The sequence below is a fragment of the Methanobrevibacter sp. genome, assembly GCF_045636185.1.
Classification (GTDB): Archaea; Methanobacteriota; Methanobacteria; order Methanobacteriales; family Methanobacteriaceae; genus Methanocatella.
Map to the genome: position 1 here is coordinate 1 of NZ_JAZTXC010000082.1, position 16,304 is coordinate 16,304.

13 protein-coding genes are annotated in these 16,304 nt (G+C 32.2%); 7 read left to right on the top strand and 6 right to left on the bottom strand.

Features of this window, described 5'->3' with window-relative positions; genetic code table 11:
- Positions 1-81 precede the first annotated feature (81 nt).
- Positions 82-969 carry a formylmethanofuran--tetrahydromethanopterin N-formyltransferase gene (fhcD, locus tag ACKI3Q_RS04985; RefSeq protein WP_407414870.1) on the top strand — a complete coding sequence of 296 codons (888 nt, stop codon included), beginning with the start codon at positions 82-84 and terminating at the stop codon, positions 967-969.
- Positions 970-982: 13 nt separating this feature from the next.
- Here the strand turns inward: fhcD and ACKI3Q_RS04990 are convergent, their stop codons facing one another.
- Positions 983-2,113, bottom strand: coding sequence for an NAD-binding protein (locus ACKI3Q_RS04990; protein ID WP_407414872.1), 1,131 nt, complete (start codon positions 2,111-2,113; stop codon positions 983-985).
- Between the two features lie 68 nt (positions 2,114-2,181).
- Here ACKI3Q_RS04990 and ACKI3Q_RS04995 point away from each other — a divergent pair, with 68 nt between their 5' ends.
- Together ACKI3Q_RS04995 and sfsA are read left to right on the top strand one after the other, a co-directional pair.
- Positions 2,182-3,702: an NAD(P)H-hydrate dehydratase gene (locus ACKI3Q_RS04995; RefSeq protein WP_407414874.1), complete on the top strand. Its 1,521-nt coding sequence runs from the start codon at positions 2,182-2,184 to the stop codon at positions 3,700-3,702.
- The gene (sfsA, locus tag ACKI3Q_RS05000; RefSeq protein ID WP_407414876.1) at positions 3,689-4,408 is read left to right on the top strand and encodes a DNA/RNA nuclease SfsA; all 720 of its coding nucleotides are present in this window, start codon (positions 3,689-3,691) and stop codon (positions 4,406-4,408) included. The genes ACKI3Q_RS04995 and sfsA overlap by 14 nt, the downstream gene beginning before the upstream one ends.
- Here sfsA and ACKI3Q_RS05005 read toward each other — a convergent pair.
- On the bottom strand, positions 4,403-5,890 hold the full coding sequence (locus ACKI3Q_RS05005) for a DEAD/DEAH box helicase (protein ID WP_407414878.1): 1,488 nt from the start codon (positions 5,888-5,890) through the stop codon (positions 4,403-4,405). The genes sfsA and ACKI3Q_RS05005 overlap by 6 nt on opposite strands.
- Before the next feature lie 13 nt (positions 5,891-5,903).
- Positions 5,904-6,608, bottom strand: coding sequence for an NAD-dependent protein deacylase (locus tag ACKI3Q_RS05010; RefSeq protein WP_407414880.1), 705 nt, complete (start codon positions 6,606-6,608; stop codon positions 5,904-5,906).
- Between the two features lie 92 nt (positions 6,609-6,700).
- Here ACKI3Q_RS05010 and ACKI3Q_RS05015 point away from each other — a divergent pair, with 92 nt between their 5' ends.
- Positions 6,701-8,350 carry a helicase C-terminal domain-containing protein gene (locus ACKI3Q_RS05015; RefSeq protein ID WP_407414882.1) on the top strand — a complete coding sequence of 550 codons (1,650 nt, stop codon included), beginning with the start codon at positions 6,701-6,703 and terminating at the stop codon, positions 8,348-8,350.
- An 8-nt stretch (positions 8,351-8,358) separates the two neighbouring features.
- Here ACKI3Q_RS05015 and ACKI3Q_RS05020 read toward each other — a convergent pair whose 3' ends face one another.
- Positions 8,359-9,534, bottom strand: a complete 1,176-nt coding sequence (locus ACKI3Q_RS05020; protein WP_407414883.1) for an argininosuccinate synthase — start codon at positions 9,532-9,534, stop codon at positions 8,359-8,361.
- A 260-nt stretch (positions 9,535-9,794) separates the two neighbouring features.
- Positions 9,795-11,714 carry an IGHMBP2 family helicase gene (locus tag ACKI3Q_RS05025; RefSeq protein ID WP_407414885.1) on the bottom strand — a complete coding sequence of 640 codons (1,920 nt, stop codon included), beginning with the start codon at positions 11,712-11,714 and terminating at the stop codon, positions 9,795-9,797.
- A 54-nt stretch (positions 11,715-11,768) separates the two neighbouring features.
- Here ACKI3Q_RS05025 and ACKI3Q_RS05030 point away from each other — a divergent pair, with 54 nt between their 5' ends.
- Together ACKI3Q_RS05030 and ACKI3Q_RS05035 are read left to right on the top strand one after the other, a co-directional pair.
- Complete coding sequence (locus tag ACKI3Q_RS05030) at positions 11,769-12,509, top strand: succinylglutamate desuccinylase/aspartoacylase family protein (RefSeq protein ID WP_407414887.1); 741 nt, start codon at positions 11,769-11,771, stop codon at positions 12,507-12,509.
- Positions 12,510-12,599: 90 nt separating this feature from the next.
- Positions 12,600-13,301: a metal-dependent hydrolase gene (locus ACKI3Q_RS05035; protein ID WP_407414889.1), complete on the top strand. Its 702-nt coding sequence runs from the start codon at positions 12,600-12,602 to the stop codon at positions 13,299-13,301.
- Here the strand turns inward: ACKI3Q_RS05035 and ACKI3Q_RS05040 are convergent.
- A complete protein-coding gene (locus tag ACKI3Q_RS05040; RefSeq protein WP_407414891.1) occupies positions 13,298-14,263 on the bottom strand; it encodes an arsenic resistance protein in 966 nt (321 codons plus the stop codon). The two genes, ACKI3Q_RS05035 and ACKI3Q_RS05040, sit on opposite strands and share 4 nt — an antisense overlap.
- Before the next feature lie 190 nt (positions 14,264-14,453).
- On the opposite strand from ACKI3Q_RS05040, the gene ACKI3Q_RS05045 reads away from it, so the two are divergent.
- Positions 14,454-16,304: right-handed parallel beta-helix repeat-containing protein (locus tag ACKI3Q_RS05045; protein WP_407414893.1), on the top strand; the 1,851-nt coding region annotated here is incomplete at its 3' end.

Sequence of the window (16,304 nt, forward strand, 5' to 3'; positions counted from 1 at the left end):
AGAAAACTTTATTTTATTATTCTTTAATATTTTAGTATAGCAAAAAAAATATTTTTTGCACTATATAATTTTGGTGAAATTATGGAAATTAACGGTGTAAATATTAAAGAAACTTATGCAGAAGGTTTCGGAATCAAAGTAACTAGAATTTTAGTTACTGCAGCAACTGAAGAATTAGCAAAAATCGCAGCAACTGAAGCTACTGGTTACGGAACCTCAGTTATCGGATGCCCTGCAGAAGCTGGTATCGATTGTTTTGTACCTGCTGAAAACACTCCTGATGGAAGACCTGGTTATGTAATTATGATTTGTCATGCCAGTAAAAAATCACTTGATCATGAATTAATGGAAAGAATCGGTATGTGTATTTTAACATCTCCAACCGCAGCTGCTTTCAACTGCCTTGAATCAGAAGATGTATTAAAAACCGGTGCTAAATTAAAATTCTTCGGTGACGGATTTGAAAAAGAATTAGATATTGCTGGTAAAAAAGTTCATTCCATCCCTATCATGTCTGGTGATTTCTTAGTTGAATCCACATTCGGATTCAAAGATGGAGTAGCTGGAGGAAACTTCTTCATTTTAGCAAAAGACCAAATGACTGGTGTTAAAGCAGCTCAATTAGCTGTAGCAGCAATTTCAAATGTTGAAGGAGTAATTACTCCATTCCCTGGTGGTATGGTTGCATCTGGTTCTAAAGTAGGATCCAACAAATATGCATTCTTACCTGCATCCACTAATGAAAAAATGTGTGTAACCTTAAAAGGTGAAGTAGATTCCAACATTAGGGACGATGCTGACGGTGTATTTGAAATCGTTATTGATGGTGTAGACGAAGAATCTGTTAAAGCAGCAATGAAAGCTGGTATTCAAGCAGCATGTGCTGTTGATGGCGTAATTGAAATTGACGCTGGTAACTTTGAAGGTAAATTAGGTTCTTACATCCTCAATTTACATGATTTATTCTAGAGAGATTTACTCTCTACTCTTTTCTTTTTTTAGTTATTTCCATTATCTGTTTGTTGCTTAAATTTTTACCCAATATTGTTTGGTGTTTTTCTAGATCTTTGATTAATTTATTAAAAGTCTCATTATCCGGTCCGGATATTAAATGTGAATGTATATTGTTGACGGCGCCATACAAATTGTCCAGAGCATTTTTTGCATCTTTATTTTTTCTTAAATAATCAACATATCTTTTTCCATCTTCAATGTTCATTGTGCTTATTTCTCGGCTTAACGGGGTTTCAATTCCGGGAATGTGGTAATCAATATTTTCTAGGGTACAGCCGTATTTTGCAATAGTTTTAAATTCATCAAAAATTTCATCTGAAGAATGCTGGACCGTTAATCTTAGGATATGTGGTTTTGCTGATTCGAGGTATAAATCTTTTCCGCCTATGACTTCTGGAGACACGATTTTATCAGCTCCGGCTTTTTTAAGGCGGGAAATATTTTCTATTTTACTGGCTCTTGATACAATCCATGCATCAGGATTTGTCTCTCTGATTGTTAATACAATAAATAAATTGGTTACATCATCACCGGTACTTATGATAACGCTTCTACAGTTATCGTTCACCGCTTGGGATATTAAATTATTTTCTGTTGCATCTTTATTAATTACAACAAGATTTTCGTTTTCTACCAAATCTTCTGTTGCTTCAGTGTTTTTATCAAATATAATTACACTCTGTTTTCTCTTGTTCAGTTCTTGAAAAACAACTTTTCCAACTCTTCCATAACCGCAAATGATATAATAATCATCCATACGTCCAATTTTTCTCATTTTCCTTGCTCCTTTAGAATATTTGGTCATACGCTCTTGAAAATTAGTTAATATAATATTAAATACATAAGCAAGCAAACCAACTCCGCTTAAAGCAAGAGTTGTTGCAAAAATCTTTTGAATTCCTGTTGAAGGAACATAATCCCCATAACCTACCGTTGCCATGGTACTTACAGAATAGTAAATAGAATCAATTAAATTCAATCCCATAATAAAATGTGACCCTATGATTCCATATGCAAATAAAAGTACAATTAAGAATATGCCATTGGTAATATATTTTGTCGGCAGTTTTGTCAAAAGTTTAAATATAAATTTTCTCATAAATTTTTTCCTTAAATTTAGATATGTATATGTATATTGAATATATTAAATTAATTTGTGGTGATTTAATGGACCCGATAGATATGATGGTAACTGATGCAAATTGTGAATATTTAGGTTTATCAAGATTATGTTTGATGGAAGCGGCTGGAAAATCATTGGGTGAAGAAGTGGCTAAAATTGCTGTTTTTTCTTTTGCAAAACCTGTAAAGGTAGTGATGTTTACAGGTTCTGGTGGAAATGGGGGAGATGCTTTTGTAGCTGCCCGTTATCTGCTTAACAGAGGATATGATGTTGAAATTTATATGTTAAAAAATAATATCCATTCTATAGAAGCAAAAACCAATCTGGATGTTTTATTAAATATGAAGCCGAGATTATCTAGATTAACGATTCATGATTTAACAAATATTGGTGATTTTCAATTGGATGAAGATGAAGATTTCATTATCGTTGATGGAATACTTGGAACTGGAATTAAAGGAAATCTTCAGGAAAATATTAAAAAAGCTATTGAAGTTATCAATGCATCAAACGGCCTTAAAATAAGTATAGATGTGCCATCAGGAATGGATCCGTTAACGGGAAGCATTGATGATATTGCAGTAGTGCCTGATTATACGATAAGTTTCCATAAAATCAAGACTGGTGTGAGGGATGCTGATGAAGAGCTTGTCGGCGGTCTTGTAACTGCAGATATTGGGATACCGATGGAAGCAGAATATTTTGTTAATTATGGGGACTTTTTAAGGCTTAAAAATAGGTCAGCATCATCACATAAAGGAAATAATGGGTCCGTATTAATTATTGGTGGAAGTAAAGACTATCATGGAGCACCGGCTATTTCGGGGATGGCTGCTTTTGGTGTCGGTGTTGATTTGGTTTATGTTGCAACTCCTGAATGTGCAGCAACGCCAGTCAAATCTGCATCTGCCGATTTAATAGTAAAATCACTTGAAGGAGATTATTTGAACTTAAAGCATTTGGATGCCATTCTGGAATTGGCTGAAAAAGTTGATTCTGTATTGATAGGTCCAGGTTCAGGCATTAATGATGAAACATCAAAACTGTTCAATGTATTGGTTACAAAGATTAAAAAACCGATTGTTTTGGATGCTGATGGCCTAAAGCAGGTTGATATTTCATTGATTAAAAATAAGGATAATATTGTATTAACGCCACATCTGGCTGAATTCAACAGGTTTTTCAATAAGGATCTGAAATTGGATTTGGATAGCTATGACTTTAATAAAGTGGATGAAAACATTACAGAATTTCAACAGGTAACAAAAGATATTAAAGGATGTGTGGTTGTTAAAGGCAAAAATGACTTAATTTTATCTGGTTCTAAATTCAGAATAAATCGTACAGGCAATGCCGGAATGACCGTTGGCGGAACAGGCGATGCTCTTGCAGGTATTATTGTGGCATTATTATCTCAGGGATTGAATGCATTTGATTGTGCATGTCTTGGTGTCTTTATCAATGGCCTTGCAGGTGATGAAGCATATGAAAGTTATGGAAATGGATTTTCAGCCACACAATTAGTTTCATATATTGGTAACGTGATTAAAAATGGATTATGTTAGGGGAATTTTTAAAAAAAGACCTAATCGTTTTATTGCAGAAGTGGAAGTTGATGGCAATATTGAAATAGCACATGTGCCCAATACCGGTCGCTGCAAGGAACTTTTAGTTGAAGATGCCATAGTTTGGCTTAAGCCATCTGACAATCCAAATAGAAAAACTAAATTCAGTCTGCATTTTGTTGAGAACAGAGGACATCTGGTATCAATATACTCACAGGAAGCTAATGCCATTGTCTATGATGCAATAATCAATGGCCAAATAAAGGAACTTTCCGGTTATAATTATCATCAAAGAGAAAAAACTGTTGACAACTCAAGAATTGATATATACTTGGCTAATGAAGTTGAAGACTCTTGCGAAATGTCGGTCCTGGAAGAACCCTGTTTTGTTGAAGTGAAAGGAGTTACGCTGGTTGTGGGCAGGGAAGCAAGATTTCCTGATGCACCTACAGAACGAGGAACAAAACACCTGAAAGAATTAATTAAATTAAAAAAAGTGGGTATCCGATGTGTTGTTTTCTTTTTAGTTCAGCATCCTTTGGGCGAATCTTTCAGGCCTAACTGGGAAAATGATCCAACTTTTTCTCAAACTTTAAATGAAGCTTATGAAAATGGGGTTGAAATACTGGTCTATAAATGTGATAATTCGTTGGAGGAAATCAAACTAATTCCTGAGAGATTAGATTTCGATTTGGCTGAATTATAATCTCAATCTTAAAATTTCTTTTAATTCTTCATTTGTCAGTTCAGTAATGAAAGTTTCATCAGTACTGATGGCTTTGCTTGCCAAATCTGTTTTATTTTTAATTATCTGGTCTATATTTTCTTCGAGGGTGCCTTTTGTAATAAATCTGTATACCATAACATCATTTTCTTGACCAATCCGGTGAACCCTGTCTGTGGCCTGGTTTTCAATGGCTGGATTCCACCATAAATCGTAATGGATAACATTCTGCGCTGCTGTTAAATTCAAACCGGTACCGCCAGTTTTTAACGTAGCTACTAAAATTTTGTAATCGGGATTTTCTTGAAATGTATCGATGACATCGCTTTTTTCTTTGCGTGATTGGGAGCCATGCAGGAATAATACATCAGTTTTCAATTTCTTTGGAACCAGTTTTTGAATAATTTTTCCCATTTCAACATATTGGGTGAATATGAGCACTTTTTCATCAGCACTTAATATATTTTCTAAAATATCGATTAGTAGTTCCATTTTTCCTGATTCCTTAATTTTGGGATTATCGCTTTTTAAAAATTGCGCAGGATGATTACAGGTTTGTTTTAGTGATGTTAATATTTTTAAAATTGTTGCTCTTCTTTCAATGCCCTCTTTATATGAAAGATCTTCAAATATTCCATCCAGTATGGCATTATATAATTTTATTTGCTTTTTGCTGAGTCCGCAATAAATGTCATTGACGACTTTTTCGGGAAGTTCCTTTTTAATGTCCTCATCTGTCTTCAGTCTTCTTAAAACAAAAGGTTTAGCCATTGTTTTAAGTTTTTCCAAAACACTTTCATCCCCTAATCTTTCAATGGGTACAATAAAATTTCTTTTAAATTCATTAAGTGTGGATAAATAACCCTTATTTACAAAATCAAAAATTGACCAGTAATCCGTTAGTTTATTTTCGATAGGCGTACCTGTTAATGCGATTTTGTTAAATGCATCAACGCTTTTGATGGCTTTTGTCTGTTGCGTAGATGGATTTTTGATATTTTGAGCTTCATCTATAATGCATATGAGCCATTTTCTGTCTAAAAACATTTCCAAATCAAGTCTGACAACGCTATATGAGGTTAATATGATATCATAGTCATCTATGGGAAAAATTCTGTTGGAGCCATGATAAATGTAATAGGTTAATTCTGGTGTGAATTTATTGATTTCCTGCTCCCAGTTTGAAATTAATGTTGGTGGAACGATTATTAATGTGGGTTCCGTTTCAAGAAGATTTTTTTCTTTAAAATAAAGAATGGTTGTTAAAACTTGAATAGTTTTCCCTAAACCCATGTCATCGGCAAGTATGCTTCCAAATCCATTTTTAATATTTTGAACTAGCCAGGAATAACCAATTTTTTGATAAGGCCTTAATTCACCTGTCAATGATTTGGGTACATCATAAATTTCTGATTTATTGGCTAAATCTTTTAATTTTTTATTTTCTTTGAATTCAAAGCCCATAATTCACCCTGTATTATTTCAGTTTTGATAATGTTTCACCAATCGCATCGTTTATTACTAAACTGGCTATGCTGTCATATGGGGTTTTGCTTTTGTTAATCAAAACCAGATTCTTTCCATTGAAGTAGTTAATTAAGCCCGCTGCAGGATATACGACAAGGGATGTTCCTCCAATAATTAATGTTTCTGCATTTGAAATGTAATCAACTGCAAAACTCAATATTGCATTGTTCAGTGGCTCTTCATAAAGGACTACATCAGGCTTTATGATTCCACCACATTCGCATCTCGGAATTCCCTCTGAATTTAAAATATAATCCAGATCATAGCTTTTATTACATATTTGACAATAGTTTCTATGGACACTTCCATGCAGTTCCAAAACATTTTCAGAGCCTGCTTTTTGATGAAGTCCATCAATGTTTTGTGTAATGACGGCTTTTAATTTCCCTTCCTTTTCAAGTTCCGCTAACTTATAATGTGCAGGATTAGGCTGTGCATCTTTAAAAATAAGATTTTCTTTGTAAAACTCAAAAAATTCTTCAGTATGTTCAAAATAATACGTATGGGATACTAATTCCTCCGGAGTTTTTGAATAAATGCCGTCCGCACTTCTAAAATCCGGAATGCCACTTTCTGTTGATACACCGGCTCCTCCGAAAAATATAATATTTTCAGATGAATCAATTATATCCTGTAATTCATTAATTTTTGACATATAGAATTATTTTTAATTTGTTTTTAATAAACTTTTAAATATAAATATATTATAAAATAATTAATGTGAATATCTTGTGAGTAGGGATTTAATTGAACGAAAAAAATAATAATTCTAACTTGGACTGGATGATTCATTGGTCATTAACCGAACATACACCAAGAAACACCCAAATCAAACTGATTAACAAAATCAATGTTGCAATAGGCGAAGGATATAAAAATATTATTTTGGAAGCGGGAACTGGTATAGGTAAATCAGCCATCGCTACAACTCTTGCCAATATGTATGAGGATTCTTATATTTTAACCATGACTAAACAGCTTCAAGAACAATATTTGGATGATTTTGGAGATATATTGGTTGAAATTAAGGGTAGAGGAAACTATAAATGTAATTATAAGGGAAATTGTGATTTTTGTGTAAAGGCAGAGTATAATATTGCTAGATGCAGTGACTGTGACTATCTGATGGCTTTTAGGGAAGCTAAAAAATCAAAAAATGTTATCACAAACTATGATTTTCTGTATAGGGTTGGAGTTGGCAATCAAATGCTTGATTCAAGACAGCTATTGATATTGGATGAAGCACATAACCTGGAGCGTAAAATGCTGATGCTGTCATCGCATGAACTGAATCGGGAATATATTTCTACAAAATTTGGTATAGATATTTTTGAAGCGTTCATGGAAGGGAAGAAGTCATATTTTCACATGAAGACTGAGACTGAATACTGGATAGATGTATGTAAGAAATTAATGAAGTCATGTAGCGAACATATTGAAAAAATAGAAGGAACGGGCAAAGATGTTCAAGTTACTTTAGATGAATTTGAAAGCGACCCGTCAAAATATTCTAATGTGGATTATGTTGAAAAGCAAATTTTAGAAAGTGAATTAAAAGAATTTAATTCTATAAGATTGGGTTTGGAAAGTGGGGATTTAATCATTGATATACCTGATTTAAAATCAATTAAAGAAAATAAAATGGATATTTCCGCTGAATTTAAACCATATTCGGTTTCAGATGCTACTCAAAATTTATTGGACTTTGGCAGCACGAGAATATTTTTAACTGGAACTTTGGGAGATATGCATAAATTTTGTCAGTGGAATAATATCAATCCAGATAATACTTATTACATTTATGAAAAGAGCCCATTTGATGTTTCAAATAGGCCGATTTATATTGATTTTGCTGGAAATATGAGTGGGTCAACGAAAAATCATCCCAACTGGAAAAATAAAAGAGCTATTTTAAAAATTAAAGAATTAATTGATAAATATCCTAATCAAAAGGGTGTAATACATACATCAAGTAATGAACAGGCATTCTGGATAATGGATAATCTAAAAGAATATAATCTTTTATTTGTTGGTGGTGAATCTAGAAATGAGGTTTTAAAAGAATTTAATGAAAGTAAGGATGATGCTATTATTATTGGTGCTTCCATTAAAGACGGTGTCGATTTAAAGGGAGACTTGTGTAGATTCCAAATTATTTTTAAAGTTCCCTATCCACAATTAAATGAGCAAGTAAAATATCGTAAATCTTTAGACCCGTCCTGGTATTATTATCAGGCAGTAATGGCAATAATGCAGGCATACGGTAGGGGTATTCGTGATAAAGACGATTACTGTGATATGTACATTATAGATTCTAATTTTAAAAGGTTATTTGATTTTAATCGTAATTTTTTCAATGAGTATTTCATTGAAGCTTTAAAAAATAGTAAAGGATAGCTTTAAAGCTATCTGTTTAATTTTTGGTAGTTTGCAGCTTGCAAACCGTGGTATTTAATCATACCTTCAACTTCTCTTTGATCGGTGTCTTTATCTTCAAATGTAATCTGTTCGATACTGTGTAAGCTGAAAGGTGATTTTCTAACTAATGGTTGAATTGATCCTTTAAAGAGTTTCATTGTGACTTCACCGCTAACCCTTTGTTGCATATTGTCGATAGCTTGGTCTAAGTCTTCTCTTAAAGGTTCTTGCCATAATGCCCTGTATACTAAATCAGCATAGAGTGTAGACATGTATTCAGCAAATCTTAATTCATCAGTAGTTAAAACAAGTTCTTCCAATGCTTGGTGAGCTGCAATTAACAATTTAGCTCCTGGAACTTCGTAGTTTTCCCTACTTTTAAGACCAATCATCCTGTTTTCAATTGTGTCTACTCTTCCAATACCATTATCTCCAGCAATTTTATTTGCTTTTTCTATCAATTCGATTAATGGCATCATTTCACCATCGATAGCAACAGGAATACCTTCTTCAAATTCGATGGTAACTTTTTGAGGTTCATCGTTTGCATCTTTCCAGGATTTGGTCCATTCGTAAATGTCTTCCGGAGGTTCGTTTGCAGGGTCTTCTAAGTTTCCTCCTTCAATGGATCTTCCCCAGATGTTTTCATCAATACTGTAAATTTTATCGTAGTTTAATTTTATTCCTTTTTCTTCAGCATATGCTTGTTCTTCAGTTCTTGTTAAGTTTAATTCTCTGATTGGTGCAATAACATCTAAGTCGGACATTGCAAGAATGACTGCTTCAAATCTGAATTGGTCATTTCCTTTTCCAGTACAACCATGTGCAATTGCTGTTGCCCCTTCTTTTTCAGCTACTTCAATAATTTTTTGAGCGATTAATGGTCTTGCAAGTGCTGTACTTAATGGATATCCTTCATATTCTGCATTTGCTTTGATTCCTCTTGCAACATATTCGTTTGCAAATTCTTCTTTAGCATCAATTGTGTAGTGTTTTCCAGGACCTATTTTAGCAGCCATATTTTCTGCTTTTTTCATTTCTTCTTCGCCTTGGCCTACATCTACACAGGCAGTAATAACTTCCACATCATATTTTTCTTCTAATAATTTTACACATACAGAGGTATCTAATCCACCACTGAATGCTAAGACTACTTTATCCATCAATAATCACCATATGTAAATTTTTATAAAAATGAATATCACTTTATAAATATATTTTTAATAGTATATAATTATTAATATAGTTACTTTAAAAAAGTTTTTTTTTTAAGAAGTGTGGTCTTAATTAGGACGCATAATTGAGGTTGAAAAGTTATACGGGTTTTAAAAAAAATGTCCTAATTAAGTGATGATTGTGTTTAGAGTCATCTTTCACTTCTATTCATTACTATGTTTTTCTACTATATAAAGTTTAGGTATGCCTAAATTATTACTCTTAAATTTTTCTCGTCTACAAAATTAATCAGGCGTTCATAAGTTGCATTTGATTTTAGGGTATCGCTGTTTCCTATAATGATCAATTTCCTCTTGGCTCGAGTAATTGCTACATTTAATCTTCTTAAATCTTTTAAAAATCCTATTTGACCATAATCATTACTTCTGACTGTTGATATGATAATGATTTCCTTTTCACGGCCTTGAAAACCGTCAACAGTTTTCACTTCAATATCGGTCTTTTCGGATATTAATTTAACTTGGTCGGCATATGGGCTAATTATTCCCATATCCTTTTCATTAATGCCGGCTTTTAAATAATCTGTTGCGACCTTAAGGGCAACTCTTGCTTCTATGTGATTAACAATGGATTTTGAATCTTTGAGGTGCTTTTCATGGTTTTTTTCCAATTCGCAGGTGTCAATAAATAATATTGCATCATCATCCTCAACATCTGAAATATCTTTTAATGTGATGTTGTTAACACTTGAATCACTTTTTAAGTTATTGTTGTAAAATTCTGAATTTGGAAATTCCATTAAAACCCTGTTCATACGGTACTGTACATTCAACAGCTGTGATTTATGAGGATATTTGTCAATTAACGATTCAAATAATGTGTCCTGCAAATCATGGGCTTTATCACTAATGATTGTTGGAGGAAGCTGTTTATGGTCCCCGGCCAAGATGAATCTTCTGGCTTTGGCTATTGGAATTAAAACGCTTGGTATTGTTGCCTGTGATGCTTCATCAACTATTACTACATCAAATTTGGTGTTTGATATGCTGTCGAGTGCCGCTGATGAATTGGTGGATAAAATAACATCACTTGTTTCAATAATGTCTTTAATCATTTTATTTTCAATTCTTTTAATCTCATCATGCATTTCATCAATTTCTAAATTGTAATCTAACCAGTTGGCCATTGATTTCATTTTATCTGCACTTATTCCACGTCCCCCTTTTCCCTTGGAGGCATGATATAAAATATCGTGGTCTGAAAATCCTCGCCTATACTGGGGTGTTGGCTTTGTGAAACTGCTCCTTTTTTCAATTAACTTATCTATCTTTTTATGAATTCTTTTAATTTTATCATTCAATGAATGCTTTTCAACTTTATATGCTAAGGTATAGGTAATGTTATCCTTTGATACTCTTTGCGGATGGCCTAAACGGGTAATTTTCAATTTTTTATTCAGCACCAATCTCTCGACAATGTTGTCTACAGCAGCATTACTTTCGGCAGTTGCTAAAACTTTTCTGTTCTGCCTTATCTCCTGTGATATTAGTTCAACTAGGGTTCTTGTTTTCCCCGTTCCAAAAGGCCCATGAATCAAAAAGAAATTTTGTGTTGTTAAACTGTTTTTAACGGCTAATTTTTGAGACTTATTTAATGACTGGTCAATATAGTCAATGTAAATGTTGTCTTTGTTGGGTTGAGGGTCTCTTTGGTTTAGGGAGTACTCCAGAGCATTCTTTCCTTTAAGGCTTAAATGTTTCAGATTATCTTCCATTCTTCTGAATGTAATGTCATTTGCATACAAATCAAGTCTGACTTTTTTCTTTAGTGCCCATTTTGGAACTCTGTTGTCAAAAGCTACTTTAATAAATCTAGCTCCCTTTTCTGTTACTGTTCCAGTCAAATCACTTCTTAATGGATTTCCAGTACTTACTAATATCATATCTCCGACACTTATTTCAGTGTCTATAATTTCAGATCTTCCAAATTGGACAATATTCAGTCCCAATTCTTTTCCTAAATATTTTCCTTTAACTTTATTGATGGCTCTGCCTAGTTCTTCCCTTTTTTGACCAGACATATTTTCTATTTCAGAAACCATCAATTCTATTTCCGCTTCTCGCTCGTAATTAATTAATTTTATAAGTTTTTTAATATACTTTTTCAATTTTATCCCAACAAGTAAAAATCTTAAATAAGACTTTTGATTTAATTAATAAATATGGATTTCGATAGGGTAGATGATTATGAAAATGTTGAAATGACTTATCTTTCATTTTTATCAAGAGGTTATATTGCAAAAAATAGACATATTTTTGAAAAAATTGAATTGACATCTTTTTCCAAATTTGTTTTGCAGTCTTGTGTTTATGGAACTCCTATTTTTAAATTAGGCAATTCAGGCAGTAAACTACTTATTTTATCAGGAATCCATGGAAATGAATTGCCCCCACAAGTGGCTAATTTGAAGTTGTTGAATGAATTGATTGGTGAAGATTTAAATAATACAGTTTATTTCATTCCATTTGCCAGTCCAAAGTCAACAATGAATAATGAAAGGTCATTTAATGAAGTTGATTTAAATAGGGCGGCCCATATTAACGGTTCATTAAGCAATGCTATCATTCAAGCTATTGATGATTTAAAAATCGATGCTGTAGGGGATTTTCACTCAACTGCTTATAACAGCAATCCTGGTTTTGAATCAGTATTTTCTTCTAAGAATCCAACTCCAGAAAGTGTTTTGATTGCCAAGTATATTTCGGATGATGTTGGCAGTGAAATCATCACATATGACATTTCAGGTTCACAGTATAAGGGTGCTGTGGAAGATGTATCCAATTTAAGGGGAATACCTGCTGTAACATGTGAAGTCGTATCACCTTTTGCATCTGTTGGTGCTGGAAGTTCTGAAAATTCCTTTGAGCAGATGAAAAGTTTTTTAACCTATTTTGGATTTTAATTGGAAACCGGTCATTGGTGGAATACTCTTCAAATGCTACCACTATTTACTTATTTAATATTTTAAATATATTCGAATAAGGTGAGAATATTGTCTTCTTATAAAGGCCATTCTATATTTGCATTAATATTAGCACTATTGTATTCATTCAATCCTCTAGCAATTGCCTTGGTCGTTATTGGTGCAAATATTCCTGATTTTGATCATAAATTCAAAAAGGAGCATGTCTATAAGTTGATAATTTTGGGATTATTGATTTTCATATCATTATATATCCTAAATCTACCTTATTATATTGGTCTGATTATAGTATTTTTAGGTTTAACCTTTTATTTTTCAGAACACAGAAGTTTTACCCATTCTATCCCTGGAATTATAATTTTAACTTCAGCTGTTTCATTAATATTAATATGGGCATGGCAATTGGTTGTTGATGTCACGGTTCTTTCAAATAACTACTTGATTGCTATATTGATTGCTCTTTTAAGTTTTTTATTCTTGAATAAAAGGTTATTGCCTATTTTCATTCCATTATTTTTTATTTCAGTAGTGATTTTACAGGCATTTGAAATAACATATATTCAAATTGTATTGTCTTTATTTTTGGGATTATTTTCACATGTTGTGCTTGATGCAACGACACCTGCGGGAGTTAAGTTATTTGCTCCAATTTCCTCCAAAGAATATCACAAGAATTTTGCAACCGTTTCAATTTTTATTTTAATAATTTTTGCATTAATTTATCGTGCACCGTTTTTATTTTCCCTTTTTGAAAATTTCGTCAGATATTAAAATATTTTGCATGTAAAAAACAAACCAGAATTTTTAATCCATAAAGCAAATTTGGACACGATGTATAAAATAGGTAATTCTATTAATGGACCTATTACAAGAGCAATAGCTATTAATTCTCTACCAGGAAATGAGTTGATTGCAATTGCAAGAGCTAATGGTGAATTACGGGCCAGTGTTGTCATTGTTAAACTTGCATACTCTTCATAGGTAAAATTAATTTTTTCACTTAACAATAAATCTATAATCGTATTTGTTGCAAAAAAGATTATTAATGGTATGAATATCGTTAAAACTGAGTTCAAGTTTTTAAACAGTAAATTTCCTTCACTATTGAATATTGCAAACACTGCTAAAGCTAAAAAAATAATTTGGTATTTTGAGAAAAAACTGCTTAATTTTACTTCCAAATTATTATTTAATATTAATTTTGTAATTTGCGCCAATACTAATGGGATTATAATAACAATTAACAATGAATATCCTAGATTAGTATAGTTCATTGAATTATTGCTTGAAAAGAATATTATTAAATATATCGGCAGCAATACAATCTGCAGGATTAAATTAATTGGAAGTAATGATAAACTTAAATTCAAGTCTCCTTTTGTCATTTTGGTAAATACTAAATACCAGTCCGTGCATGGGGTTAATATTAACATGAAAAATCCAATAAAAATGTCAATATTTCCATTTAAAAACAGATTTCCTAAAAAATAACCAAATAATGGTGTCCATATGAAATTGATAATAATGCTTGTTGATGTAAATTTAAGGTTTTTAAAACTTTTTTTCAGGTCTTTAAGAGGTATTTCCAAAAATAATCCGTATAACATTAAGCATAAGAATAAACTTGTTAAATTTCCAATATTGTTTGCAAGTAAATCAATATTGCTTAAAATTAATCCCATTGCTATTGCTGTTATCAATATTATCGGTTCTAGTTTTTCTATTAAATTCATCCGAACACCCTTTTAGGTATGCTAAATTTGTAATTTAATTTATATATAGATTTTTTTCCACTATTGCAAATAATGTTTCAACAGGTTTATTATGGGAAATATGTCCAAGCATTTGATTAAATATATATGCGATGAAAAATATATTTTACATAATTGTTGGAATATTTATTTTACATGAGGCGTAATATGCATGGATTTTAAAAAAGTATTTTTCATTTCGTTATTTCTATTGATTTTATCAGTATCCTTTGTTTCTGCAGCTGATTTAAATAATTCCCATGTAAGTCAATCATCAGATGTTATTGGTGTTTCTTTAGTATATGATGATGTTGGGAATGTAAATATCGATGATTCAAAATTAAGTGTTGCTACGGGTAATTTTAATGATCTTCAAAAAGAGATAAATAATGCTCCTGCGGGTTCTGTTTTAAATTTAACCCGGGATTATGAAGGGTCAGATTATGCTACTATTGTTTTGAATAAGGATTTAACTATTGATGGACAAGGCCATACTATAGATTGTTTGGAGAAAGATGATTGCAGCGCATTTTATTCTAGTAGTGGTAATATAGTCTTAAAAAATCTCAGAATATTAAATGGCCATAATGATGATAATTATAAAGGTGGTGCTATTCATATTGAGGATTCTGCGCAGTATACTTTAGAAAATTGTATTTTTGCCAATAACTGGGCAGACGATTATGGTGGAGCAATATACAATGGTGTAAAGAAACCATTAACAATTATAAATTGTAAATTTGCTTATAATGAAGCAGATGATGATGATGGTGGGGCGATATACTCTGCTGGAGAAGTATTTATTGAAAATTCCACATTTAACTATAATTCTGCATATTCGAGGGGTGGTGCAATTTATTCTTCAAATAATATTCACATAAATAATTGTTCATTTGATTCCAATAAAGCTTCTGGTATTATTTTATTTGGTTTAATTGGGGGTGGAGCATTATGTGCTGAGGGTCAATTATTTGTTGAAAATTCCATATTTAAGGATAATTCTGCTGATAATCTGGGTGGAGCAATACTTTGTTTAGGAAATGACATTTTTATTAAAAACTCTACATTTATAAATAATAATGGTGGAAATTTTGGTGGAGCAATATTTTCTCAAAGTAAATTATTTGTTGAAAATTCCACATTCAAATCTAATAGTGTGTGTGGGTATGGTGGTGCAATTTATTGTGATGGTGGTGTACAGGTGGATTGCTCTATATTTGAATCTAATATGGCAGATTCATCTTTAAATCCAAATATTTCATCTTTTGGTGGTGCTATTTTTGGATCGACTGTGGTAATTAATGGTAGTTCTTTTAAGAAAAATTTGGCCTTTCAGCAGGGTGGTGCTGTTTATGCTAAATCCAGTGTTGGTGTAGAACAATCTATATTTGAATCCAATAATGCGAAAGGTGCTATTATATGTGACTGTAATGGTGGTGCTATTCGTGCAGAAGAAGATGCATTAATTGATAATTGTACGTTTGATAGTAATTATGCTCATGATTATGGTGGTGCTGTTTATGCTAATGATGTTTTTATAAATAAATATCAGGAATCTGGTGAGTTTTCTTCTTTCTTTAGAAAAAATACTGCTGGTGATGATAAGGGTGGAGCTATTTTTGCTGGTGGTGTGTATGCAGTAAATGCTTTGTTTGATGAGAATAGTGCTAAGGTTGATGGTGGTGCTGTTTATACTGAATACAATGTTGATGTAAGGCATTGTTTGTTTAAATCTAATAGGGCTAAAGGGGCTATATCTCAGTGTTATGGTGGTGCTATTCGTGCAGAAGAAGATGCATTAATTGATAATTGTACGTTTGATAGTAATTATGTTTATGATTATGGTGGTGCTGTTTATGCTAATAATGTTTTTATAAATAAAAATCAGGAATCTGGTGAGTTTTCTTCTTTCTTTATTAATAATACTGCGGGTGATGATAATGGTGGTGCTGTTTATGCTGAGTGGGATGTTAGTGCTGTAAATGCTTTGTTTGATGGGAATAGTGCTAAGGTTGATGGTGGT

What these genes read in the sequence shown, in the direction of transcription:
- ACKI3Q_RS05030 (WP_407414887.1), top strand. Translation starts at nt 11,769, where the DNA reads ATGGATTTCGATAGGGTAGATGATTATGAAAATGTTGAAATGACTTAT.
- ACKI3Q_RS04995 (WP_407414874.1), top strand. Translation starts at nt 2,182, where the DNA reads ATGGACCCGATAGATATGATGGTAACTGATGCAAATTGTGAATATTTA.
- fhcD (WP_407414870.1), top strand. Translation starts at nt 82, where the DNA reads ATGGAAATTAACGGTGTAAATATTAAAGAAACTTATGCAGAAGGTTTC.
- ACKI3Q_RS05005 (WP_407414878.1), bottom strand. Translation starts at nt 5,890, where the DNA reads ATGGGCTTTGAATTCAAAGAAAATAAAAAATTAAAAGATTTAGCCAAT.
- ACKI3Q_RS05010 (WP_407414880.1), bottom strand. Translation starts at nt 6,608, where the DNA reads ATGTCAAAAATTAATGAATTACAGGATATAATTGATTCATCTGAAAAT.
- ACKI3Q_RS05020 (WP_407414883.1), bottom strand. Translation starts at nt 9,534, where the DNA reads ATGGATAAAGTAGTCTTAGCATTCAGTGGTGGATTAGATACCTCTGTA.
- ACKI3Q_RS04990 (WP_407414872.1), bottom strand. Translation starts at nt 2,113, where the DNA reads ATGAGAAAATTTATATTTAAACTTTTGACAAAACTGCCGACAAAATAT.
- ACKI3Q_RS05040 (WP_407414891.1), bottom strand. Translation starts at nt 14,263, where the DNA reads ATGAATTTAATAGAAAAACTAGAACCGATAATATTGATAACAGCAATA.
- sfsA (WP_407414876.1), top strand. Translation starts at nt 3,689, where the DNA reads ATGGATTATGTTAGGGGAATTTTTAAAAAAAGACCTAATCGTTTTATT.